A 23,837-nucleotide genomic window follows, 5' to 3' on the forward strand; every position below is an offset into this window, starting at 1 on the left:
GATGGATTTGAGACAGCAGTTAAGGACATCGATCGAAGCAGCAGTCAGAAAGTCGGGGCTCGTGGAAACCGTGCCCCCGGTCAAGGTGGAAGTGCCGAAGGAGAAGACGAATGGGGATTTCTCCACGAATATAGCGATGGTGCTGACGAAAGAGGCGAAGCGCAATCCGAGGGAGATCGCCCAGGCGGTCATCGACAATCTCGACTATAAGTCGGCCAGTGTGAAATCCGTGGACATTGCAGGGCCGGGCTTCATCAATTTCAGGATGGACGAGGCGTCCCTGACGGGCATCATCCATAAGGTCCTGTCCGAGAAGGACCGCTATGGCAGTACGGTGCACGAGAACCCCAAAAAGGTGCTGATCGAGTTCGTCAGTGCGAATCCGACGGGTGACCTGCACATCGGTCATGCACGAAATGCAAGCGTCGGTGATACGCTGGCGAACATCATGGCGTTTGCAGGGCATGATGTGACCCGCGAATACTATATCAATGATGCCGGAAACCAGATCGAAAATCTGGCGCTGTCCATTGAAGCCCGCTACCTGGAAGCGTTGGGGCAGGAGCTGTACATGCCGGAAGACGGGTATATGGGCAAGGACATCCAGGTGATCGGCGAGAAGTTGGCCAAGGAGTCGCCGGAGCTGATCGATACGTCCCGTGAAGACCGCGTGAAGATGTTCCGTCAGATGGGCGTCGACTATGAGATGGAGAAGCTGAAGCAGGATCTCCATGACTTCAATGTGCACTTCGACAGCTGGTTCAGCGAATCGACACTGTATGAGAAGGGTGAAATCACCGAGGCGCTCGACAAGATGACTGCAAACGGCTATACGTATGAAGCGGATGGTGCGCTGTGGCTGAGGACGACGGACTTTGGAGATGACAAGGACCGTGTACTCAGGAAGCAGGATGGCACATACACATATCTGATGCCGGACATCGCCTATCACTTCGACAAGGTCGAGCGCGGCTATGACAAGCTGATCAACCTTTTCGGTGCGGACCATCATGGCTATATAAAGCGTCTGAAGGGATCGCTCGGGGCATTGGGTGAAGATCCGGAGCGTCTGGAAATCCAGATCATGCAGATGGTGCGCCTGATAGAAAACGGTGAAGAGGTCAAGATGAGCAAGCGTACCGGCAAGGCGATTACGCTGCGCGACATCATCGAGATGATCGGAGTGGACGCAAGCCGCTATTTCCTCGCGATGCGCAGTCCGGATACGCACTTCGACTTCGATCTTGAACTGGCGAAGTCCGAATCCAGTGACAACCCGGTCTATTATGCACAGTATGCGCATGCCCGCATCTGTTCGATACTGCGCCAGGCGAAAGCGGATGGCCATGCGCTCGATATGGACGCGGATCTTGATGTGATTGTACATGAACATGCACTCGAGGTGCTGAAGAAGCTTGCCGATTTCCCGAATGTGGTCAAAGGTGCGGCGGAGAGCCGTGCGACACACCGCATTCCAAACTATATACAGGAACTCGCCGGGGTGTTCCACAAATTCTATAATGCAGATAAGGTGCTGACGGACGACCAGGCAAAAACGGCTGCCTATCTGCTCATGATTGAAGCGGTCAGGCAGACTTTGGAGAATGCACTGGGTCTGATCGGCGTCTCTGCACCTGAGCAGATGTAATCATCGCCCCCGCCAAGTGGTGGGGGCTTTTTTACAGGAATTGAAATCAATGACCAAGGAAGTGGCGGATATGGACAACAGGCTGTCAGTCGTACTGCTCATATTTATCATCACGCTTGCAGGATGTACTTCGGCCGGTGAAGGTGTGGATGAGGTCGATCCTGAGGAGACACCGCTTGAGGGACGCCGCATCGTTTCACTGATGCCGAGCACTACGGAGATCATTGCAGAACTTGGACTTGGGACCAATCTGGTGGCTGTGACGACGGAAGTCAGCCATCCGGAGTCGGTCGTGGAGAATGACGAGATTGAGAAAATGAATGTCTTCGAACTGGATGCGGAGCAGCTGATCGAACTTGAGCCGACTCATATACTCGGGCATGAGACCTCTGTATCCCATTATGCAGAAACGCTGGAACTGGTTTCCGGGACGACGGGGGCAGAGCTGCTGATCCTCAACGAAGAGCGATCCATTGAAGATATATATGCATCGATCAGGGACATCGGGGATTTCCTTGGGGAAAAGACGGCTGCCGAGTGGCTGGTGGAGGGCATCGAACGGGATGTCAATGTGCAGAACAACATCTTTGAGGAGCGTTCAGATTCATATGAGGTATTCGTACATATTTCCAGCCAGCCTGAACTCTATACCGCAGGGAGCGGGACTTTCATCGAAGATGCGCTGGAGGAAATCTATATCGACAATGCATTCGGTGATCTCGAAGGGTATCCGAATGTCAGCCCTGAGGACGTTGTAGAAAGGGATCCGGACAAACTGGTGTCGATCATGGGCCTTGAAGACGCGGAACTTGAGGAATCAATCGGAGGGACGCCCGGGTTTTCCGAACTCAAAATCAGCCAGCCTGAAAACCAGTGCAACATCCCTCCGGACCTTCTGGCCCGCCCGGGCCCCCGGATTGCGGAAGGTCTGAGGGCAGTCGGACGCTGTGTATATGAATAGGCATGTCGCCATCATTGCAGCAGCCACCTTTCTGGCAGCGGGCCTGAGCCTCTTCATCGGCTCGGTGAATCTGAGGGGGCTCCCCTCGGACCAGGCCATGAACATCATCATCAACATCCGCCTGCCGCGTGTACTGTTCGCCATTACCGTCGGGGCTGCGCTCGCCATGAGCGGGGTGGTCTTCCAGATTGTACTGCGCAACCCGATGGCGGACAGCTTCACCCTCGGGATGGCGAATGCCGCCGTCCTCGGCAGTGCAGCTTCGGTCACCGGTGTGATGCCCCTGGTCCTCCGCCCATTGGCGAGCATCGTTGCGGGGCTTGTGGCCCTGGCACTCGTGCTGGCAGCAGCAAGGCGGCTTGAGACGACCTACCGGCCTGAGACGCTGATCATCATCGGGGTACTGCTTGGGGCGATGATGAGTGGCGTGCTATATATCATCGTGCTCATCGCGCCCGATCAGACCGAATCCATCGTACGCTACATGTTCGGCTCATTATCCGGTGCAGACTACGGTGCAGTGCTGCTGACGGGTGTGCTGACCCTGCTGTCGGGTGCGGTACTGTATCGGGCCGGTGGTGCCCTAGACCTGCTCAACCTGGGCGATGCCAGGGCGTACAGCCTTGGCGTCGATGTCCGGAGGATACGTCCCCTGCTGCTTGTCGTCGCATCGGTTCCTCCGCTTGTTGCGATCAGCTTCACCGGACTGGTTGCGCTGGTCGGCATCATCGTTCCGCAGATGATCCTCTATTTCCGGCCGTTGATGTTCCGGCCGCTCTTCATACTCTCTTCACTGTATGGGGCGTTATACATCATCATCATCGATACCGTCGGACGTACGGCCATCGCACCCATCCAGATCCCCACAGGGGTGATGGTGATGGTTTCAGCGGTGCCGCTCTTCATCTTCCTGATGCATAAGCGGGTGCTCACCGGAGGCCGTCAGTGACATGAGTGGGCAATTGAATATCATCGTGATAAAATAATGAAAAGGCTGTATATTCAGTCTTTTTTTAATTTAAGGGGGAATTATAGTGACACGTAGAACGAGCATTCAGGATATTTTCAAAATCAATTCGGTCTCTTCGCCGAAAGTGGGGGCTGATCAGCGGATCACCACACTGGTCACGCATCTCGATGAGGAGAAGAATGACTACATCACCAATCTGTACCGGCTTCAGGATGGAGCCATGCAGCAGCTTACATATCAGCCGGAACGTCTGTCCAATGTCAGACATTCGAATGACGGCCAATGGATGCTGTTCATTGCAAAGGCCGACGACAAACCGCAGGTCTTCCTGCTGAATTCAGCAGGTGGGGAGCGTGTCCAGCTGACCGATGAGAAAGAGGGTGTCAACAGCGCCGATTTTTCAAGTGACGGCCAGAAGGTCCATTACCATGTCTCCAATGAAAAGGGGAATGGAGAAGGCGAAGAGGAATCAAAAGATGACAAGGATAAGAAGCCGGAACCGGTCGTCATCGACCGGATGAAATATAAGGCCGACAGCCTGGGGCTCCTCAAGGAGAAATATCAGGCGGTGAAGTCCGTCGATATGGAGACACGGGAAGTGGAAACCCTGTTCGAAGGGGAGGAGAACTTCACGCTCCACGAAACGATCGGCGGGGATGTGTATGTCTATTCGACGGATGCCAGCGAAGATCGCGATTTCAACTTCAACCAGACGCTGTACATCAAAAAGGGGGATGCACAGCCTGAGGAGATACCGACTGCAGAAGGCGGTGTGGTGAAAGTGGATGCCTCGCCCGATGGGAAGCATCTGCTGGTCGTCGAGATGGGACGCGAGTTCGAGAATGCCACACATGCCACGCTTCATGTCTACAACATTGATGAAGGGGAGAAGCAGCATGTTACCGGGGGGCTCGACAAGCCCGTCGGGGACTATGTCGCTGCAGACACCCAGCAGGCCATCGAGCAGAACCCCGCGCAGTGGATATCCGATACACGCTTCGTGTTCCTCGTATCGGACGACGGGAGCGTAAACCTCTATGAAGGCAGTATAGAGGGTGAAATCAGACCGCTGCTTGAAGGCCGCCACCATATCTTTGGTATGGATGCCGCGGAAGATCATGCCGTGCTCGCGATCTCAACACACACCTCTCCAGGTGAACTGTACACGTTTGATTTCGAATCGAAGCAGCTCGAGCAGCTGACACATGTCAACCGTGCATACGTCGAGGAGACGGAAATTGTGGACCCGGAAGACATCACATTCAACAGTGGAGACGGCACGGAAGTGCAGGGATGGTTCATGAAGCCTGCAGGCTATGAAGAAGGCAGGAAGTATCCGATGATCACGAACATCCACGGGGGCCCGCATGCCTTCTATGGCAATACATTCTTCCATGAGATGCAGGTGCTTGCGGCTAAGGGGTATGCCGTCCTGTTCGTAAACCCACGGGGCTCGCACAGCTATTCACAATCCTTCGTCGATGCCGTCAGGGGAGATTATGGCGGAGGCGACTACAGTGACATCATGGCTGGAGTCGACTATATCACAGGAAAATATGACTGGATCGACCAGGATAATCTCGGTGTCACAGGCGGCTCCTACGGCGGGTTCATGACCAACTGGATCGTGGGCCATACGGACCGTTTCAAGGCTGCGGTTACACAGCGGAGCATCTGCAACTGGGTGAGTTTCCGCGGGGTCTCGGACATCGGCTACTACTTCACCGACTGGCAGATCCAGGCGGAGTTCGGAGACATCGACAAGATGTGGCACCATTCCCCGATCAAGTACGTCGACGCCATCAATACGCCCCTCTTGATCCTGCACAGCGAGCGTGACTTCAGATGTCCGATCGAGCAGGGTGAGCAGCTGTATATCGCACTCAAGTACCAGAAGAAGGAGACGCAGTTCGTCCGGTTCCCGGAAGCGGATCACAACCTTTCCCGTACCGGCAAACCGAACTTGAGGATCGAACGTCTGACGCACTTGACGGACTGGTTCGAAAAATACATGGACTGATTAAAAGGGGGCTTCCATGAAGGAAAAACGGGATCCGACACTCTTTGAGGCATTATCGACGATTATTGTTCTCGCAATCATCATTGGAATCGGTTTTGGAGTGATGGGGCTTGCCATCCAGCCACTGCTTCTGCTTGCAGCCGCATATGCAGGATTCATCGCCTGGAGGGTCGGCCTGAGCTGGCGGGAAATGGAGGAGGGGGTGGCCGATCTGCTCAAGACGGTCATGCCCGCACTCTACATACTCCTTGCTGTGGGCATCATCATCGGGACGTGGATCTACTCCGGGACCGTCCCATACCTGATCTATTGGGGGCTGCAGATCATTGATCCGACCTACTTCCTTGTCAGTGCCTTCCTTCTGACAGCCATCGTATCGGTTGCGACAGGCACTGCATGGGGCTCGGTCGGTACGGCGGGCATCGCCCTGATTGCGATTGCGATGGAGCTCGACATCAATGTCGGTATGGCGGCGGGTGCCATCATTTCCGGCGGTGTATTCGGTGATAAGATGTCACCTCTGTCAGATACGACGAATCTCGCGGCGCTGGTCAATCGTGTGAATATATATGATCATATCAGGCATATGATGTGGACGACATTCCCGGCTTCCATCATCGGCCTCATCGTATGGTTCATTGTGGGGCTGCAGATTGATGCCGGTTCGGCCGATGCACCGAATGTCCAGGAGCTGCTGAGCCAGCTTGATAGGGCATTCAATTTCAGCCTGGTCATGCTGCTGCCGATTCTGGTGATCGTCATCGGGGCATTCAAAAAGTACCCGATAGTGCCGATGATGCTGCTTTCAAGCATCGTGGCCCTCTTCATCGGGTTTCTGGTGAATGGATTCGGATTCGCCCATGGTTTCACATCAATGGTCGATGGATTCAATTTTGAGATGGTTTCCCACATCCTCCCGGAACCGAATGAAAATATGCAGTCCCTCCTCGACAGGGGCGGGATCATGAGCATGACGACCATCATCGTCACCATCCTTTGCGGCTATGCGTTTGCTGGCATGATTGAAGCAAGCGGATGTCTGAAAGTCATTCTGGAAGCGATATTCAGCATCATAAAATCGATGGCCCACCTGATTTCAGCCACAGTACTTGCAAGTCTGGTCATGGTATTCACGGCCGGTGTGGCTTCAGTGGTCATTATTGTCGTCGGCACATTGATGAAGGATGCATTCGACGAATTCGGTCTGGAACGCAAGAACCTTTCCCGCACACTTGAAGATGCCGGTACCATGGTGCTGCCCTTCATTCCATGGGGCACCTCGGGCATCTACTATACGACATTGCTCGATGTCTCCATCTCTGAATTTCTGATCTGGGCGATTCCGTGCTATCTTTGTGTGGTCTTTGCCCTCATCTATGGATGGACCGGCTTCGGCATTGCGAAGAAATCCCACACCTGATGCCTCTCCGGTATCATGAAATTTCCCGGGAAATCTTCTTGGAAATACCCCTCTTTCCATCGCCCTGCTTAACGCTCGCGCAAAGAGGGAAAATGAAACGGAAGCAACTTTTATGGACGAGGTGAGTGGAATGACGGAAAAGGAAAAGATGCTGCGTGGAGAATATTATGACCCGCAGGATGCAACACTTGTACACTTGAGGGAGAATGCACAGAATCTGATGAACCAGTATAACCATCCGCATGGCGAAGACAAGGGACGGCTGCTGGACATGCTGTTCGGCTATCACGCAGAGGGGCTGAGCATCCGCGCGCCTTTCTACTGCGATTATGGCATCAACATCAAAGTTGGACGGAACTTCTATGCAAACTACAACTGCGTCTTTCTCGATGTTGCAAGGATTACAATCGGTGATGATGTATTTTTTGGGCCGAATGTGTCGGTCATTACAGTCAACCATCCCATCGATCCTGTAAAAAGGCGGCAGGGACTGGAATATGCCGAAGAGATAAGGATTGGTGACAATGTCTGGATCGGCGCTGATGTCACGGTCAATCCGGGAGTCACGATCGGCGATAATGCCGTCATCGGATCCGGGGCGGTCGTCGTCAAGGACGTGCCGGCAAATGTGGTCGCCGCGGGCAACCCGTGCAAGGTAATCCGGACGATTGAACCCGGAAGAGAATGATGGAAGCAAAAAGGATGTGGCCTCCCGAAGGGTGCCACATCCTTTTTATGTTGAAGTGCCGAGATTCCAGATCAATATGAGGTCGACGGCATTCCACAGGCGCAGCATGATGAAAGTGATCAGATGGATGCCGATGATATATAGTATGATGGGCCAGAAAGTGTCGATGGGCCTGTGTCGGATGGCCAGATAAAAAAGATAGCCGGGATACAGGTTCAAAAGAGTGAAAATGATGACGAGTGAAATCCCGAAGACGATGAGCAGCGGTGATTCAGTGATGCCGAAGATTGAGTCGAACCCCCAGATTAGGAGGAACATCAGTATGGTCAGTATAAAGACGCCTGTTGTGAATATGAGGTAATAGGATAGAAGTACTGGTACTTGGACGAATGACTTTCTGAACCACCCGATCATGAGATAGAGGAAGAACAGGTTGGCCATAGCATACAGGGTGAGGACTCCCAGGCGGAGCAGAAGGATTTCAAAGAGCAGGACACCAGGTATCGTCTCCTGTGAGAAGAGTTCCACGCCGAGCAGGTAGCCGAAGATGCCGCTGATGATTGTATAGAGCAATAGGAGGGAGACGGTGATGTGGGGCTGGATGCAGAATGTGGGATTGAACTCCTTATGGAGCTGCTTGATGGATGATAGTGACATGAACCAGGCCTCCATTTTTCGATACTGTAATGGTAGCATAAGTGGCATGGAATTTATATTCACTCAACCTGTGGTATATTGGAAATGATGAAATGAATGAGAAAGGATGTTGGAGATGACACAGAAATACAAAGAGAGAGTGGAAAAACTTACATCAATGCTTGATTTGGACATGGTGGTCATTACAGAACCGACGAACGTCTTCTATTTCACAGGCTGCCATATCGAACCCCATGAGAGGGTGCTCGCCCTGCTGATCAACGTAAAGACGAATGATACGGCTCTGATGTTCCCGGCACTTGATCAGGAAGTCGTCAATGATACGGCGACCGTCGACAACCATCTACCGTATAATGATGGGGAAGACGCATTCAGGCTGATCTTCGAACATGCGATCGACGCGGAGTCACTGGGTATCGAAGGCGGACATGTGACATACAACCGCTATCAGAGGCTCCTTGAAAACTATACAGCCGATCAGATACACTCCGTAGAGGCTCAAATAAACCAGCTGCGCGGAAAGAAGGATGACGACGACAGGGAGAAGCTCCAGGAAGCGGTGGACATTACAGAAAAGGCCCTGGCCGACCTGGTGAATGAACCGGTGTCCGGCAAGACGGAGAAGGAAATCGCAGAATTTTTGTTGGCACGGGTAAAGGCGCATGGTGCAGTGGATGTATCATTCGGACCACTCGTGCTGACGGGGGAGAATTCCGCACTGCCGCATGGCACATCCGGGGAGACTACCGTCGAACCAGGACACTTCCTGCTCATCGACTTCGGTGTGGTGACGAAGGACCGCTATGTATCGGACATGACACGCACGTTCATCATTGGCGAGCCGACCGAGGAGCAGACGGCCATCTACAACTCCGTACTGAGGGCAAACGAAGCCGGCATCCGCCAGGCTCAGGTCGGTGCCCCGATGAATACGCTCGATGACGCGGCACGCGATGAAATAAAGGCCGACGGCTACGGGGAGTACTTCACACACCGCATCGGGCATGGCCTGGGTCTCGGACTGCACGAAGCGCCATCACTTGATGCACAGAATACGGATAAGCTTGAAAAGGGGCATGTCATCACTGTGGAGCCAGGGGTCTACAAGGCTGGATTTGGCGGCGTGCGTATAGAGGACATGCTGTATATCGATGACACACCGTACATCTTCACAAAATTTCCGAAAGACATCGGCAGCATTACACTTGAAGCATAGAGAAGACCCGTTTGGCTCAGCCAAACGGGTTTTTAAGTGTGCATATCCATCTGCCGCGGACGCTTCCTCGACTGGAGCGCCAGGATGGCGAGTCCCATCAGGAGCATGAGGAGGCCGACCCAGGACCAGAGCGCAAGCACTTCCCCGACAAACAGCACCCCGAGCAGGGAGGCGGTCAATGGCTCGGCGAGTGCGAGTGTGACGGCGGAAGAGGACTTTACATATTTCAGGCCATAGGCGAACAGGAAATAGGCGAGCCCCGTGCCGAACAGGCCGATGTAGAGGGCCACGGAGATGCCGCTTGGGGTTATCATCCAAGACTGGTCATTGAGCATCAGGAATGGCGTGAGCATCAGTGCGCTGATCGTAAAGACGATGGCGGCAGTGGCGATTGGATGATGGTTCTGCACAAGCCTGGAGTTCATTATCGTATAGCTGGCGAAGGATATGCCCGCTCCAAGACCGGAAAGGATGCCGAGTGGATCGACGGTGATCGATCCCGTGTTGAACATCAGGATGGCACATCCTGTGATGGCAAGGGTGGTGGAAACCCACCATACACGACCGGGACGGACTTTGAAGAACAGCCATTCGATCAGCCCTGAGAACACGGGCGCGCTGCCGATTGAGGCGACCGTACCGACTGCGACACCGGTGAGTGTGACTGCATTGAAGAAGAAGGGCTGGAAGAGTGCCATGGCAAGTCCGGCGGTGAGCACGATTTTTACAGGCCATCCCCTGAAGGTCAGCTGCCCGAGCAGCCGGGCGATGATGAGGAGGACGAGGCTGCCGATGATCAGACGCATGGCTCCGATCGATATGCTGTCGACGCCTTGCGGCAGGTATATCTTCGCTGTACCTACAGTCCCCCATAGTATTGCGGCGATGAGAATGATTACAGGGGCGAGACTGGCTTTCATTATGCTCCCTCCGTTTCAGCAGTTGGTCGATGTGGTATTGAGTGAACATGGAATGAATCATATTATAGATACTATACGCCATAATGGAGTATGATTTCCATAAGAACATCCGGATAATTGAAAGGAAAAGAAAAATGATAGATACATTTATGGGGTTCGACCCGTGGCTGCAGGCACTCTTAGCCACACTGTTCACATGGATTACGACAGGACTTGGTGCAGCCGTCGTGTTTTTCACAAAAGAAGTGAATGAAAAATTCCTCGATACGATGCTCGGCTTTGCCGGCGGTGTCATGATTGCAGCGAGCTTCTGGTCTTTGCTTGCTCCCGCAATTGAACACAGCCAGAACCACTTCATCGGTGAGTGGTTCCCTCCAGCCGTTGGGTTTCTGCTCGGCGGACTGTTCATATACGCATTCGACCAGCTGATCCCTCACGCGCATAGGAATGCGCCTGAAGACAGGATGGAGGGGTGGCGTGCCGAGAAGAAGAGGCGGAGCACACTGCTCGTCTCTTCCCTGACATTGCACAACATCCCGGAAGGCCTCGCCATCGGTATCGCATTCGGCGCCGTCTCCGCCAATGGGGAAGGGGCCGCCATGGCAGCAGGAGCCGCTACTTTAGCGCTTGGTATCGGTATCCAGAATATCCCGGAAGGCATGGCTGTCGCCATGCCGCTCCGTGGTGAGGGGATGTCACGTACGAAAAGTTTCTTCCTGGGCTGGATGTCGGCTGTTGTCGAGCCGATCTCAGCGGTCATCGGGGTCCTCGCCATTTCATTCTTGGATCCGGTTCTGCCGTACGCGCTCGCACTTGGTGCAGGTGCGATGATCTTTGTCGTCGTCGAAGAAGTCATCCCAAGTACACAGGAAAACGGCCATTCCGACCTTGCCGCCATGAGTCTCATGCTCGGCTTCACCCTCATGATGATCCTCGATGTCGCACTCGGATAGAACGAAATGAACTTCATGTTTAACACCCCCTCCCCATATGGGTATAGATAACGGATTAGACAAGGAGGAATTACTACATGAAAGTACTTGTTATTGGTGCAAATGGCCAGGTCGGCCATCAACTTGTAGAAAAGCTGAAAGATAAGGGTCATCAGCCTGTTGCGATGGTCCGCAAGGAAGAACAGGTGGAACAGTTCAAGGAGAAGGGTATCGATACGGTGCTCGGTGACCTGCAGAAAGACTTCTCCCATGCATTCGAAGACGTTGATTCCGTTGTATTCGCAGCAGGGTCCGGTGGCGACACAGGAGCCGATATGACCGTGCTGATCGACCAGGAAGGCGCGATAGAATCCGTGGACAATGCAAAAAAAGCCGGTGTCAAACACTTCGTCATGCTCAGTTCCATGGGTGCAGACGCACCTAAAGATGCTGATCAGATGCAGCATTACCTGTATGCCAAACACCGTGCAGATGAGCATCTCAAAGCTTCAGGACTTGATTTCACCATCCTTCGTCCAGGTATGCTGACGAACGATTCGGGCACAGGCAAAGTCAGACTCTTTGAAGGCGGCACTGAAATCGCTGAGATTCCTAGGGAAGACGTAGCAAATGTACTGGCCCACATCGTAGACACAAACAAGCCGGAAGGTAAGACTTATTATCTCCACGAAGGCGACACACCAGTGGAAGACACATTATAGTAGAAAGCATCAGAAAAGCTGCGGAATCCTTGCTGGAGTCCGCAGCTTCTTTTGCGTTTTATAAATTTAGCTAGGGTGTGTCTGTCTAATTCACCATCGCACGCGAAACGATGGCAAGTTGGAGGTCCAATTCACCGTCGCACGTGAAACGATGGCGAGTTAAGCGACCCCTCTCCTCAACTACACCGTTTCAGGAGTCAATGATTCCTTCGTTTTCTCTTCACCATAATGCTTGTCCAAGAAGTCCTCCCGCTCCTCATCGGATATCTTTTCGATGCCGATGCCTGTGGCGGCAAGGAGGATGGAGATGAACGGCACGACCAGATTGAATATCGCGTAAGGCGCATATTCCCAGGCTGCGACACCGAGCACGCCATAGATGAAGACACCGCATGTATTCCACGGGATGAAGACGGAGGTCAGTGTGCCACCATCTTCAAGTGCACGTGAAAGGTTCTTCGAGTGCAGGTTCTTTTCGATATAGGTCCGCAAAAACATTCGTGAAGGGACGACGATGGATATATATTGCTCCGAACACGTTGCATTCGTTGCGAACGCAGCGACGATCGTCGAAGTGACGATGCCGAGTGTCCCTTTGGCTATTTTGATGACCTGTTTCATAATGGCCTGCAGCATGCCGCTGTACTCCAGGATGCCGGCGAAGGTCATGGCCACGATGGTCATCGATACCGTATACATCATTGATTCGAGGCCGCCGTTGTTGAATAGTTCATTGATCATATCGTTATTGGATTCGATGACATAGCCACCCTGCAATGTGGCGATCGCAGTCCCCAGGTCTCCGCCCTGTACAATGATATGGCAGAGGAAGCCTAGGACGATGCCGACGATCAGTGCAGGGATGGCCGCCATCTTGAAAGCGATGCATACGATGACTGCAAGCGGAACGAGCAGGAGCCACGGAGAAATGATGAACTGTCCATCAAGCGACTGCATCATACCGGCAATCTCAGCATCATTGGCATTGCCCTGGCCTCCGAATTGGCGGCCGAGGAAGAAGAAGGCCGTCAGTGCGATGATGAGCCCCGGAATGGTCGTATAGAACATGTGCTTGATATGTACGAAAAGATCCGTATTCGTGAGGCCCGAAGCAAGGTTCGTCGTATCCGACATCGGGGACATCTTGTCGCCGAAATAGGAGCCGGATATGACTGCACCTGCTACCATCGCCGGCGGAATCCCCATGCTCATGCCGATGCCCATCCCTGCGACGCCGACCGTTGCCATCGTGGACCAGGAGCTGCCGATGGACAGTGCCACAATCGCACAGAGCACTGTGATCGTGACCAGGAACAGCGCCGGACTGATCAGCGCCAGGCCGTAGTAGATCATTGTGGCGACGATGCCCCCGCCGATCCATGAACCGATGACGAGGCCGACGAGTATGATGATGACGATTGCCGGCAGTGCCAGGCGGATGCCCTTATACATCATATCCTCGATTTCTTTCCATTTATATCCGTAGAGCATGGCCACAATCGCTGCGGAAGCGGTACCAAAAATGAGCGGCAGATGTGGGTCCTGTTCCAGCCAGATGACCGCCGTTCCCATTGCTGTAATCATGAGCAGCAGCGGCAATAGTGCCATGAATATGTTGAAGTCTTTTTTTTCCCTTTGTTTTTCCATATTTATCACCCAAGCATGATTATATATCAAATGGGGCGGGATGATGAAATGATTATAAAAATATTTGGCATATTTTATGGATAGTATTGTGATGGAGAGGATTAAAGGTGCACAGATGAAGCCGCAGAGGCTCCTCTTTGGTTTAGAAAATGTGCAAAAGGTGAATTTAAAGAGAGAGAAGTCAAAGGGAGGGACTTTCATGAAAACATCGGCAGATGTCATCATCGATCTGATTGAAAGGTTTGATGTCCATGATCCAGGAGCAAGAAGGGCCCATGGGAACGGCGGTCATCATGAAGCAGATGTATATCTGAATGAAGAAGGCAGGGAAATATTCGGAGATGTCACGAAAGCAACCGTCCGGCTCTCGAATGCAGCGACTTCGGAAAAGATGCCGGATGAACTGGTGAACATCAAGGGATGTTCGGTCAGGTTTCATCATCGATTGAGGCCGGTTGATATCATCGGAGTCAATTTCCCCTACTTTCCATTGGGCACGGCAGCGGAAGTGACCAGTGTGATGTTGAACATCGGAGTATATTTGAATGATAAGTCGGCAGGTCGATTCTTCAGCATATTCTGGCCAGGCCGACTCTACCGCGATCTGGATACGATACTGAAGTGGCTTCCAAAGCGGACGGATATGGACTATAAATATTATACAGCGCAAAGTTATGGGGAAGATCCACTCAAATTCCGCCTGGACTATGACCCCCAGACGAGCAATATAGAACTTTATGCCGAGAAGGATGGACATGTGACGGAATACCAGCCGGAAGGTGAAATGCATCTCGGACACATTTCAGTGGATCAGGAACCGGCCGGTCAGGAAATAAAGTTCATGGACACGATGAATGCGCCATTCGGCCGTGATCCAAACGGAGAAATTCCTCTGCTCCGCCATTTCCTATACAGGCGGTCTTTTCTCGGACGCATGGAGGAAGCGGAACTTGATCAGGAGAAATTCGGAATGCTCGAGGAACTCTGGAGAGAAGAAGAACTTTTCATACTGATGAAAAGTCCGGAACTCCATGATCAGGTGCAGAACCTGCTTGAATCAGGAACCCGTATGTCGGTCAGCGAATTCAGAAGGCTGCTTGATCAGGCATATGATATGGAATACGAGCCGGAAAATATGCAGGCTTATATGAAGATGGTATGGGAACGGTTCATGAATGAGACGGATGAAGGGGAGCATACGCGTTATCAGGAGCTGCAGGAGACTCGCGATATTAATGAAATCCATACTTTCATAGCGGAACTGGCGCTGAAGTATGAAGTGGCGGAACTGCTCGATTCAATCGTCGTCAAAGTTCTCGGGAGAAGAGAAGTGCAGAGGGTACAGAAAGGAAGGATATAGATGTTGAATAGAAAATATGACCTTAATGATGGCAGTACATTGCCGGAGATTGGCCTGGGCACGGTGAATATACGAGGGGCCAAAGGTGTGAACAGTATTGTGACGGCCATTGAAGAGAACGGCTACCGCCTCATCGACACCTCCACGAACTACAACAATGAAGGGGCGGTGGGAGAAGCCATCCGACGTACAGATGTGCCGCGCGAACAGCTGATCATCAGTTCCAAGCTTCCGGGCTCGGCGCATGACTATGATAAGGCAATAATGATGATCCAGGAGTCGCTGTACCGTATCGGTATCGATTACTTCGATAAATACCTCGTCCATTGGCCTTTGCCGAAACAGGATAAATATGTCGAGGCATGGCAGGCACTGATCGACGCCCAGAAGTTCGGGCTGATCAAGACCATCGGAGTATCGAACTTCCTCGCCGAACACCTCGAGCGCCTCATCGACGAAACCGGTGTCACACCAGCAACCAACCAGATTGAACGCCACCCATATTTCAACAATAAGGAACTGGTTGAAACGAACAAAAAGCATGGCATACTGACCGAGGCGTGGAGTCCATTCGGACGAAAGATCAATGATGTTCTTGAAAACCCGGTGATAAAGGAAATCGCCGATAAATATGCCAAGTCCCCGGCGCAGGTCATCATACGATGGAATGTTCAGAACGGGGTCCTGGTCATACCGAAATCCGATTCCAAAGCCCACCAGTGGGAGAACCTCGATGTGTACGGGTTCGAATTGACGGAGGAAGACCTCGAAGCGATAGATGCCCTGGACAAAGGAGAGCCGGGCAGGGTGGAGGACCAGCATCCGAATGAATATGAAGAATATGTATAGGCCAGGTCATCATCCCATATAACAAAATAGAACGTCCCCAGATGTAGTGCATCCGGGGACGTTCTATTCATTTCTCCACTTTTATCTCTTCGTATTTCCTGAACCATTCCGGGAAGATTTTCTTGAAGGGAACCGGTTTGAATTCGCCGTCCACTTTTTTGACGACGATGTGGGTGGTTGTCCCTTCCGTACATACTTCTCCAGCAGCGTTGACGACCTGGTAGCCATATGTCGTCCGTATTCCGGTATTCTCTTCGATCCATGTACGTACCGAAGCACGGTCCCCGTATTTCAATGCTTTCTTGTAGGTGACGTCGACATTATAGACGGGAGCGTAGTATCCTTCGCGCTCCATCGCGACATAGTCGTAGCCGATGTCCTCGATGAGCTGCATGCGTCCCACCTCAAACCATTTCAGGTAATTGCCGTGGTAGATGACACCCATCATATCCGTATCTGCATACATGATCTGTATTTCCTTCTCAGCAGTGTAGCCCGGCTCCATTTTTTCATTCCTTTCGTATTTTAATGTATTATATCATTTTAATAAAATGTTGAATTATATTAAAGTAGAAAAAGAAAAGGATAAGAAATGTGATATAATATTAGTACAAACTTACAATATACGTACAAAGATCAGGGTGAAAATTATGGTGAACGAAAAGATTGAATATAATGCGGATCATCTTCAAACTTTGGAAAAAGGACTTAAAGTAATAGAAGCCTTCAATGGGCAAGAGTATCTGACGATATCCAGTGCTGCAAAAAGTGTCGGGATTTCACGTCCTACCGCAAGGCGGGCACTGATAACACTGGTCAACCTGGGCTATGCCCAGATGCTGGACAACAGGTTTTATCTGACCCCTAAAGTGCTTTCCCTTGGGTATTCCTACATGACTGCACGTGACAGTTGGGAAATAACTACGACGCTTCTCAGGGACCTGTCGAAGCAGACGAATGAATCGAGTTCAATCGCCAAGCTCGTGAACGAGGAAATTATCTATATCGGTCGTGTGCCGGCAAATAAAATCATGAAGATCTCCTTGAATATAGGGACTCATCTGCCGGCTTTCGCAACCTCGATGGGCAAGGTGCTGCTCGCGCATCTGGACGAAGAAGCGCTTGATGATTATTTCAGCAAAGCCGACCTCAAGCCATTGACGCCGTATACCGTCCATCAAGAAGACGAATTGAGGAAAGAATTTGAAATGATAAGGGAACGGGGGTGGGCCATCAGTGAAAACCAGCTGGAGATCGGTCTCATGTCGATTGCAGCACCAATCCGCAACATGCGTGGAGAAGTGATTGCAGCCATAAACTGTTCGACTAACTCCTCCATCACTAGCCGTGAGGAAATGGTGGAAGAATATCTCGAACCGCTTCTTAGAACGGCAGACCTTATCAGTAAAAATACGGAAATAGAATTGCCATTTTAAAAGAGCTCTGCGATTTTCGCAGAGCTCTTTATTATTTACTCGATATTGTCGACCATGAGGGATATGCCCTGACCGACACCGATACACATCGTGGCAAGGCCGGTCCTGGTCCCCCGGCGTTTCATCTCATAGATGAGGTCTGTCAGGATGCGTGCGCCACTTGCCCCAAGGGGATGGCCAAAACTGATGGCACCACCATTGACGTTGACGATGGATTGGTCCAGCCCGAGCTGGTTGATGCATTCCAGTGACTGAGAAGCGAAGGCTTCATTCAGTTCTACAAGGCCGATGTCTTCAACAGACCGCCCCGTCTTCTCAAGGAGCTTCCTGGTGGAATTGATCGGCCCAAGTCCCATGACGGAAGGTTCTACACCGGCTGTCGATGAGAATACATACTTCACGAGAGGTTCGAGGCCGAGTGCGTCGGCCTTTTCCCTGGACATGACCAGCAGTGCACTGGCGCCATCATTCACTCCCGAGGCGTTGCCTGCTGTGACAGTACCATTTTTGAAGATGGGGCGGAGCTGTCCAAGCTTTTCCAGTGTAGTTTCGGGACGTGGATGTTCGTCCGTATCGACAATCGTTTCGTTGCCTTTTCTATCCGTAATTGTGATAGGTATCATTTGCTGCTTGAATTTTTTCGCTTCCATAGCCGCCTTCGCCCGCTTCTGACTTTCATACGCAAAATTATCCTGGTCTTCTCTTGAAATGGAATAACGTTGCGCAACATTCTCAGCAGTCTGGGGCATGGAGTCAATACCATATTCCTCTTCGATTTTGGGGTGTGGGAAGCGCCAGCCGATGGTCGTATCGACGAGTTCCATGTTTCCGCGCGGATATTCCTTTTCTGGTTTGAGCATGACGAAAGGAGCACGGGACATGCTTTCCACACCACCGGCAATTGCGACATCTATTTCTCCAGTCAGGATTGAGCGGGCAGCCATCGATACAGTGTCCAGGCTGGAACCGCAAAGCCGGTTGACTGTTGTACCGCTCACTGTTTCAGGCAATCCCGCAATAAGAGTGGACATACGTGCAACATTCCTGTTCTCTTCACCTGCACCATTGGCATTTCCGAATATGACCTCGTCTATCTGATTGACATCAAGGAGCGGGTTTCTATCTACGAGGGCTTTGATCACCGCTGCACCAAGATCATCAGGCCGAACGGATTTGAGTGCACCTTTATACCTGCCGATAGGTGTCCTCACGGCATCAACGATAACAACTTCCTTCATGATTGCAAACTCCTTTTAAGCTCTTCATTGACTGTGAAATGAGCTTCGGTATTCTGTTCAACTTGTTCAAGGGTCGTATCACCCATCAGTTCGATCAACTCGAATACATCTCCCGTTCTTTCAAAGACCGCCAGGTCTGTAATGATCATGTCAACCTTCCTGGTCGAAGTGATGGGATATGTGCATTCTTTCAAGAACTTTGGAGAGCCGTCTTTCGCAGTGTGGTTTGTTGTAATGATGACCTTCTTCGCTCCGACCAGAAGGTCCATCGCACCTCCAACACCAATGATATCTTTTCCGGGGATTGCCCAGTTTGCCACCTGGCCGCTCTCATCAACCTGGAGCACACCGAGGATGGCAACATCCACATGGGATCCACGAATCATCGCAAAGGAATCGGCGCTATGGAAATAGCTTGCTCCTACAGCTTCTCCTACTGGCAGTTTGCCTGCATTGACCAGATTCGGGTCAATGTCTTCTTCATCTACGGATGTGACGCCAAGCAGTCCATTTTCCGTATGAAGGTAGTATTTTTCTTTATCCAGGTAGTTGGCAACCAGGGTGGGCACCCCGATACCAAGATTGACGATAGAGTATTCTTCAAGGGCATGGGCAGCACGTTCTGCTATCATCTCTTTCATACTCATTTATGGATCACCCCATCTTTCGTAAGAATCTGTTCAGCCAGTACAATTTTATCGACATACAGATGCTGTGTCACGACTTCCTCAGGATTAAGTTCCCCAGGTTCAACTATTTCATCAACTTCCGCAACAACATATTTTGCTGCTGTCGCCATCATCGGGTTGAAGTTGCGGGCTGTCTTATAATAGACCAGGTTTCCAAGTTTATCTGCTTTATGGGCTCGGATTAGTGCCACGTCAGCTTTCAGGGATTTTTCGAAAAGATAGGTTTCCCCGTCTATCTCTTTTGTCTCTTTCCCTTTCGCAAGGTCCGTACCGACCCCCGTTTTAGTATAGAACCCCCCGAGTCCGGCACCCCCGGCACGGATGGCTTCGCTCAGAGTTCCTTGAGGAAGCAGGTCGAGTTCAAGCTTTCCGGCATTGTACCACTTTGCAACTTCTCGATTGCTCGTGAAGTAGGAGCCGACTGCTTTTTTCAACTTCCCTTGATCAAGAAGAAGTCCGAGGCCTTTCCCTGCTTCTCCGACATTATTGCTGATGACGGTCAAATCTCTTAAGTTCACTGTAGTCAGATGATCGATGAGCGACAAAGGCGCCCCGATCAGTCCAAAGCCACCGACCATCAGGATGTCACCATCTTTGACGGATTCCAATGCTGATTCTATATTCGAAATTTTCGATTCCATGGTGTCACTCCTTTTTCAAAAAGTCATCTATTTCTTGATTTAAATCATTTTGTTCATTGAAGACAATTTCATAATGGTTGATATCATATGTGCTGGATTTTATTGAAGGAACAGTGGAGAGCATTTTATCATATCCGTCTTTACTGAAAAGTGGAATGCCGTCCTTGATAGCTCCTGTACAGATAATCAGAAATACCGGCGCTTTCACGTTTTTGTATACATCAGCATGCGGGAATTCATAGAAGCTCTCGAAATCCTGCTTCGTCAATGAATAGTCTGATTTATGTTGGACGGTCCCATCTATGTTTTCCACTTCATGTTCAATGACCTTATCCATGATACTGGACCACTCTACACCGAGGGCGCCATATGATTGCTGCATCATTTCCCTGTAGGCATCAACAGATTCAAATTTTTTATCCAGTCTGCCAAGGGATGGAAGAACAAGGTTCGATGTATTCTCACCCGCTTCTCCTCCGCCGTCGAGCAGGATGACTTTTTCAATCCCCTTCATTTTTGCAGCAGCTTCCAGGGCGATATATCCACCCATGGAATAACCGATGAGGATGAATGTGCTGTAGTCCGTTTTATTGAGGAACTGCATCAGGTCATCGGTGTGCTGATGAATATCCGTTGGTGCCTTTTGAAGGTCGCTGTCACCGCGGCCACTGAGATCATAACTGACTGTGTCATAGCGGTCTGAAAGGTGGGACTGGAAATGATGCATCTGCAGATAGTTTCCGGTAAGGCCGTGAATCAGTACCACAAGTGGGGGGCTGTCTGCGTTCTTTACAGGATGGATGTTCAATTGTTTATTTTCAAGTGCAATCTTCTCTGTCATATAATCACCTATTCCACAGTATATATTGAGTAGCTTACTCCTTCGGGCAGACGGATGCCGTTGGAGATGAATATACGATTGTTCAGCCAATGATATTTTTCACTGGCGGTTTCAAACACGGGACTGGTACGGAAATAATATTCATCCGGATCCACATTCTCGCCCTGGTCCAACCGGGAGAGCACTTCGGCAGGCCCTGTACGTATGCCTCTGTAGGTCATGAGTATAATTTCATTGTCATCCGTTTCCAGGGTGATTCTCACATCCTGGATGATTGTGCCGTCTTCCCGTACGGTAATCCAGTCATCCCCGCCTGGCAGGACTGTGGCGTTGAAATATTCGCCTTCAAACTTTCCACCTGTCACTTGGATGATGCGACGGGTGCCGATAGGTGTCTTTCCTGGGAGATGGGGTTTGGCTACAGAAAGCTCCATGTGTCCAAGGAGCTTCAGTTCAGGCTGTGGTAATTCTCTCATTATGATTCCTCCAAATATAAAATATGAAATGGGCATGGTCTCCATGCCCATTTGGAACTATTGGTCTTTACGCATTACAAACTCAAGCTGGGCTTCTTTATACCCATCTTTTTCCTGCAGTTGTGTAATGAGTTCATCGCGTACACCTTCTGCTACATCCGTTTCCATCCATTCGTCGCCTTCAAAGAATACTTGTGTGATCAGTGTCTCATGGCCCGGTGCCTTAAACATGATATGCAGGTGGGCAGGACGCATAGGGTGCTGTTCCATATAGCCGAGGAATTCTCCTGTAGGACCCTGGTCAGGAATCGGATAAGGCACGGCTTGGATGGTCTTGACAGTGAATTTGCCATTTTCATCGGTTTTGAAACGGCCGCGCAGATTATAATCTGGGGCATCTGAATCAAAGTTGGAATACTTTGCCGAGTTGTCATTCTGCCAATAGTCAACCTCAGCATTTGCCAATGGTTCACCCTCGACACTTTTGACTGTTCCGGAGAAGTAGAGAACATCGCCTGGTTCATTTTCGCGTTTAGGCAGGTCAATGATGCCCTCTTCATCTGCCTCAACGAACGGCGCGTCATCTACATAATAGGGGCCGAGCAATGAAGGCTGTGTGCCTGGCAGTTCCGTGTACATCGCCTGCAGGACGTGTGTTTCCAGGAATACATCGGCATAGAGTGGAAGTTCCCCAGATTTGCCCAGGCGGTCTGCCCAGTTGACGAAGTTTGTATACTCTTCATGGTTCAGCTTGGCTTCTTCCAGGAAAGCCTGCATGTGCTTGATGAATAGATCGAAAACCTCTTCAACCCTTTCATTTTTTGTGGTAGGCAAGTGTTTTGTCATTTCTTGTGTCATAATATCTCTCCTCAGATAGTATATTTTAATATATGAAAATCAACTGCTATGCAGAAAATTTATCAATCCCGAACATGAATGGCATTATATAGTAGACGAAGATGACGATGAGCACCACTGCTGCCATAGTCAACCATGTGCCTTTGCGCAGCATGTCTACGATGGTGATTTTTCCTGTTGCATAAATAAGTGCATTTGAAGGGGTTCCTATTGGAAGCATGAATGCAAAGCCAGCTCCAAGGGCTGTCGCTGCCATGATGGGCAGCGGATGGACGTTGATTGCTGTTGCAAGGGCGGCAGTGATGGGCAGCAGGATGGTCACAGTCGCTGTGTTCGGTGCCATCTGTGTCATCAGGATGCTGAGCAGGGCACTGACGGCGATGATGATTATGAGCGGAGCACTTTCAAGATTCATCAGTTGACCACCCATCCAGTCGGCAAGGTCCGTCCCTGTAAACCCTGTAGCGAGTGCAAGACCACCTCCGACCAGAAGCAGGACTCCCCATGGCATTTTTGCGAGTGTATCCGACTCGAGTATCCGTGTTCCTTTTTTATTTTTCGAAGGGATAAGGAACAGAAGCATGGCTGATATCATGGCAATCATCGTGTCATTTATTCCAGGTATGATGTCAGTCCATATGAATGTCCGCGTCAACCACATGAATGCCGTGAAGATGAAGATGGCCAGTACGACCTTTTCTTCAAAAGAAGCTTTGCCAAGCTCCGCTTTCCTCTCCAACACGAACTCTTTCCCTTTACTGATTGTCTTGACTTTCATCGGATATGCGACTTTCGTCAGATACATGATGAATACCACCATAAGGATGGCAGTCAGTGGAAAGGCGAAGAGGAGAAAAGTCCCAAATGGGATTTCATAGCCGAGCAGTTCTCCTGTCATACTGGCGAGGATCAGATTTGTAGGGGTGCCTATGAGTGTGGCACTACCTCCGATTGTTCCTCCAAAGCCAATGGCAAAGATGATGGATTTCGTGAACTTATTTTCCTCATCTTCAGTATGCACACCATCCTGCTTCATCAGTTCTGCAACTTTGGCAATGATGGCGGTACCTATAGGAATCATCAGCATGATCGTTGCCATATTTGATACCCACATTGATAGGAAACCTGTCGCCAGTGCGAAGCCGAGTATCAGTCCGGAAAGGCTTGCGCCCACCATGCTGATGATGGTGAGGGCGATACGTTCATGAAGATTCCATTTCTCCATTGCAAGCGCGATTGTGAAACCACCCAGGAACAGGAAAATGAGCGGATCGCCATAAGCGGAAGCGACCGTTCCACTGTCTACGGGTGTAAGTACAGGCATGAGTGCCAAGGGCAGCAAGGAAGTGATGCCAAGAGGCATGGCCTCGAGAATCCACCATATTGCAAGCCAGGCGGCAAACGCCAGCACAGCACGTCCAGGGGAGGATAATCCTTCAAGAGGAAGGACGAACATCACCAGCAGAAAAGCTAGTGGTCCAAGTATGAGCCCGACGAACTGACTTTTAGTGTAGGACTTTTTCTGGCGTGGTAATTCAATATTTTCTTTCTTTCTTCTTCTCAGTTGGGTGAACAGAAAAATGTCCTTAGTCTGGTTGTGGTCCCCCCACACTGCATTGCTGAATCTGGAAATCAAGTTCATTAAATC

At 50.8% G+C, this 23,837-nt stretch carries 23 protein-coding genes; 12 read left to right on the plus strand and 11 right to left on the minus strand.

The window, feature by feature from the left end; all coding sequences use genetic code 11:
* Position 1 precedes the first annotated feature (1 nt).
* From argS to LLU09_RS07610, 6 genes are all read left to right on the plus strand, one after another.
* Complete coding sequence (gene argS / locus LLU09_RS07585; RefSeq protein ID WP_228311221.1) at positions 2–1,648, plus strand: arginine--tRNA ligase; 1,647 nt, start codon at positions 2–4, stop codon at positions 1,646–1,648.
* Between the two features lie 49 nt (positions 1,649–1,697).
* On the plus strand, positions 1,698–2,609 hold the full coding sequence (locus LLU09_RS07590) for an ABC transporter substrate-binding protein (protein ID WP_228311222.1): 912 nt from the start codon (positions 1,698–1,700) through the stop codon (positions 2,607–2,609).
* Positions 2,602–3,558: a FecCD family ABC transporter permease gene (locus tag LLU09_RS07595; protein WP_228311223.1), complete on the plus strand. Its 957-nt coding sequence runs from the start codon at positions 2,602–2,604 to the stop codon at positions 3,556–3,558. The genes LLU09_RS07590 and LLU09_RS07595 overlap by 8 nt, the downstream gene beginning before the upstream one ends.
* An 82-nt stretch (positions 3,559–3,640) precedes the next feature.
* Positions 3,641–5,599: a S9 family peptidase gene (locus LLU09_RS12685; RefSeq protein ID WP_483314030.1), complete on the plus strand. Its 1,959-nt coding sequence runs from the start codon at positions 3,641–3,643 to the stop codon at positions 5,597–5,599.
* Positions 5,600–5,615: 16 nt separating this feature from the next.
* Positions 5,616–7,019 carry a Na+/H+ antiporter NhaC gene (nhaC, locus tag LLU09_RS07605; protein ID WP_228311225.1) on the plus strand — a complete coding sequence of 468 codons (1,404 nt, stop codon included), beginning with the start codon at positions 5,616–5,618 and terminating at the stop codon, positions 7,017–7,019.
* A 130-nt stretch (positions 7,020–7,149) separates the two neighbouring features.
* A complete protein-coding gene (locus LLU09_RS07610; RefSeq protein WP_094906165.1) occupies positions 7,150–7,707 on the plus strand; it encodes a sugar O-acetyltransferase in 558 nt (185 codons plus the stop codon).
* Between the two features lie 45 nt (positions 7,708–7,752).
* Here the strand turns inward: LLU09_RS07610 and LLU09_RS07615 are convergent, their stop codons facing one another.
* On the minus strand, positions 7,753–8,364 hold the full coding sequence (locus tag LLU09_RS07615) for a hypothetical protein (RefSeq protein ID WP_228311226.1): 612 nt from the start codon (positions 8,362–8,364) through the stop codon (positions 7,753–7,755).
* 115 nt (positions 8,365–8,479) lie between these two features.
* Here LLU09_RS07615 and LLU09_RS07620 point away from each other — a divergent pair, with 115 nt between their 5' ends.
* Positions 8,480–9,580, plus strand: a complete 1,101-nt coding sequence (locus LLU09_RS07620; RefSeq protein ID WP_228311227.1) for a M24 family metallopeptidase — start codon at positions 8,480–8,482, stop codon at positions 9,578–9,580.
* 32 nt (positions 9,581–9,612) lie between these two features.
* On the opposite strand, the gene LLU09_RS07625 is transcribed toward LLU09_RS07620, so the two are convergent.
* The gene (locus LLU09_RS07625) at positions 9,613–10,500 is read right to left on the minus strand and encodes an EamA family transporter (protein ID WP_228311228.1); all 888 of its coding nucleotides are present in this window, start codon (positions 10,498–10,500) and stop codon (positions 9,613–9,615) included.
* A 134-nt stretch (positions 10,501–10,634) separates the two neighbouring features.
* Between LLU09_RS07625 and LLU09_RS07630 the strand changes: the two genes are divergently transcribed.
* Both LLU09_RS07630 and LLU09_RS07635 read left to right on the plus strand, forming a co-directional pair.
* Positions 10,635–11,453 (plus strand): ZIP family metal transporter, encoded by an 819-nt coding sequence (locus tag LLU09_RS07630; protein WP_040106354.1) that lies wholly within the window; start codon positions 10,635–10,637, stop codon positions 11,451–11,453.
* A gap of 77 nt (positions 11,454–11,530) precedes the next feature.
* Positions 11,531–12,154, plus strand: coding sequence for an SDR family oxidoreductase (locus LLU09_RS07635; RefSeq protein ID WP_228311229.1), 624 nt, complete (start codon positions 11,531–11,533; stop codon positions 12,152–12,154).
* Between the two features lie 180 nt (positions 12,155–12,334).
* Here LLU09_RS07635 and nhaC (LLU09_RS07640) read toward each other — a convergent pair whose 3' ends face one another.
* A complete protein-coding gene (nhaC, locus tag LLU09_RS07640) occupies positions 12,335–13,801 on the minus strand; it encodes a Na+/H+ antiporter NhaC (protein WP_228311230.1) in 1,467 nt (488 codons plus the stop codon).
* Positions 13,802–14,000: 199 nt separating this feature from the next.
* Here nhaC (LLU09_RS07640) and LLU09_RS07645 point away from each other — a divergent pair, with 199 nt between their 5' ends.
* Complete coding sequence (locus tag LLU09_RS07645) at positions 14,001–15,161, plus strand: catalase family protein (protein WP_228311231.1); 1,161 nt, start codon at positions 14,001–14,003, stop codon at positions 15,159–15,161.
* Entirely contained in the window at positions 15,162–16,010 is an 849-nt protein-coding gene (locus LLU09_RS07650; RefSeq protein ID WP_228311232.1) for an aldo/keto reductase, read from the plus strand.
* A 67-nt stretch (positions 16,011–16,077) separates the two neighbouring features.
* Here the strand turns inward: LLU09_RS07650 and LLU09_RS07655 are convergent, their stop codons facing one another.
* Positions 16,078–16,515 carry an acyl-CoA thioesterase gene (locus LLU09_RS07655; protein ID WP_228311233.1) on the minus strand — a complete coding sequence of 146 codons (438 nt, stop codon included), beginning with the start codon at positions 16,513–16,515 and terminating at the stop codon, positions 16,078–16,080.
* Between the two features lie 145 nt (positions 16,516–16,660).
* On the opposite strand from LLU09_RS07655, the gene LLU09_RS07660 reads away from it, so the two are divergent.
* Entirely contained in the window at positions 16,661–17,446 is a 786-nt protein-coding gene (locus LLU09_RS07660) for an IclR family transcriptional regulator domain-containing protein (protein ID WP_228311234.1), read from the plus strand.
* Between the two features lie 35 nt (positions 17,447–17,481).
* On the opposite strand, the gene LLU09_RS07665 is transcribed toward LLU09_RS07660, so the two are convergent.
* The 7 genes from LLU09_RS07665 to LLU09_RS07695 are packed head-to-tail and all read right to left on the minus strand — an operon-like array spanning position 17,482 to position 23,831.
* Positions 17,482–18,684, minus strand: a complete 1,203-nt coding sequence (locus LLU09_RS07665; protein ID WP_228311235.1) for a thiolase family protein — start codon at positions 18,682–18,684, stop codon at positions 17,482–17,484.
* Positions 18,681–19,331 (minus strand): 3-oxoacid CoA-transferase subunit B, encoded by a 651-nt coding sequence (locus LLU09_RS07670; RefSeq protein WP_228311236.1) that lies wholly within the window; start codon positions 19,329–19,331, stop codon positions 18,681–18,683. The genes LLU09_RS07665 and LLU09_RS07670 overlap by 4 nt, the downstream gene beginning before the upstream one ends.
* Positions 19,328–20,014 carry a CoA transferase subunit A gene (locus tag LLU09_RS07675; protein WP_228311237.1) on the minus strand — a complete coding sequence of 229 codons (687 nt, stop codon included), beginning with the start codon at positions 20,012–20,014 and terminating at the stop codon, positions 19,328–19,330. Before LLU09_RS07675 ends, LLU09_RS07670 begins: the two co-directional genes overlap by 4 nt.
* Positions 20,015–20,018: 4 nt before the next feature.
* Entirely contained in the window at positions 20,019–20,855 is an 837-nt protein-coding gene (locus tag LLU09_RS07680) for an alpha/beta fold hydrolase (protein ID WP_228311238.1), read from the minus strand.
* Positions 20,856–20,863: 8 nt separating this feature from the next.
* Positions 20,864–21,331, minus strand: coding sequence for a DUF3237 domain-containing protein (locus LLU09_RS07685; RefSeq protein WP_228311239.1), 468 nt, complete (start codon positions 21,329–21,331; stop codon positions 20,864–20,866).
* 57 nt (positions 21,332–21,388) lie between these two features.
* Positions 21,389–22,189: a dioxygenase family protein gene (locus tag LLU09_RS07690; protein ID WP_228311240.1), complete on the minus strand. Its 801-nt coding sequence runs from the start codon at positions 22,187–22,189 to the stop codon at positions 21,389–21,391.
* 46 nt (positions 22,190–22,235) lie between these two features.
* On the minus strand, positions 22,236–23,831 hold the full coding sequence (locus LLU09_RS07695; RefSeq protein WP_228311241.1) for an SLC13 family permease: 1,596 nt from the start codon (positions 23,829–23,831) through the stop codon (positions 22,236–22,238).
* Positions 23,832–23,837 lie beyond the last annotated feature (6 nt).

Origin of the sequence: Salinicoccus sp. RF5, assembly GCF_020786625.1 — a bacterium.
GTDB lineage: Bacteria > Bacillota > Bacilli > Staphylococcales > Salinicoccaceae > Salinicoccus.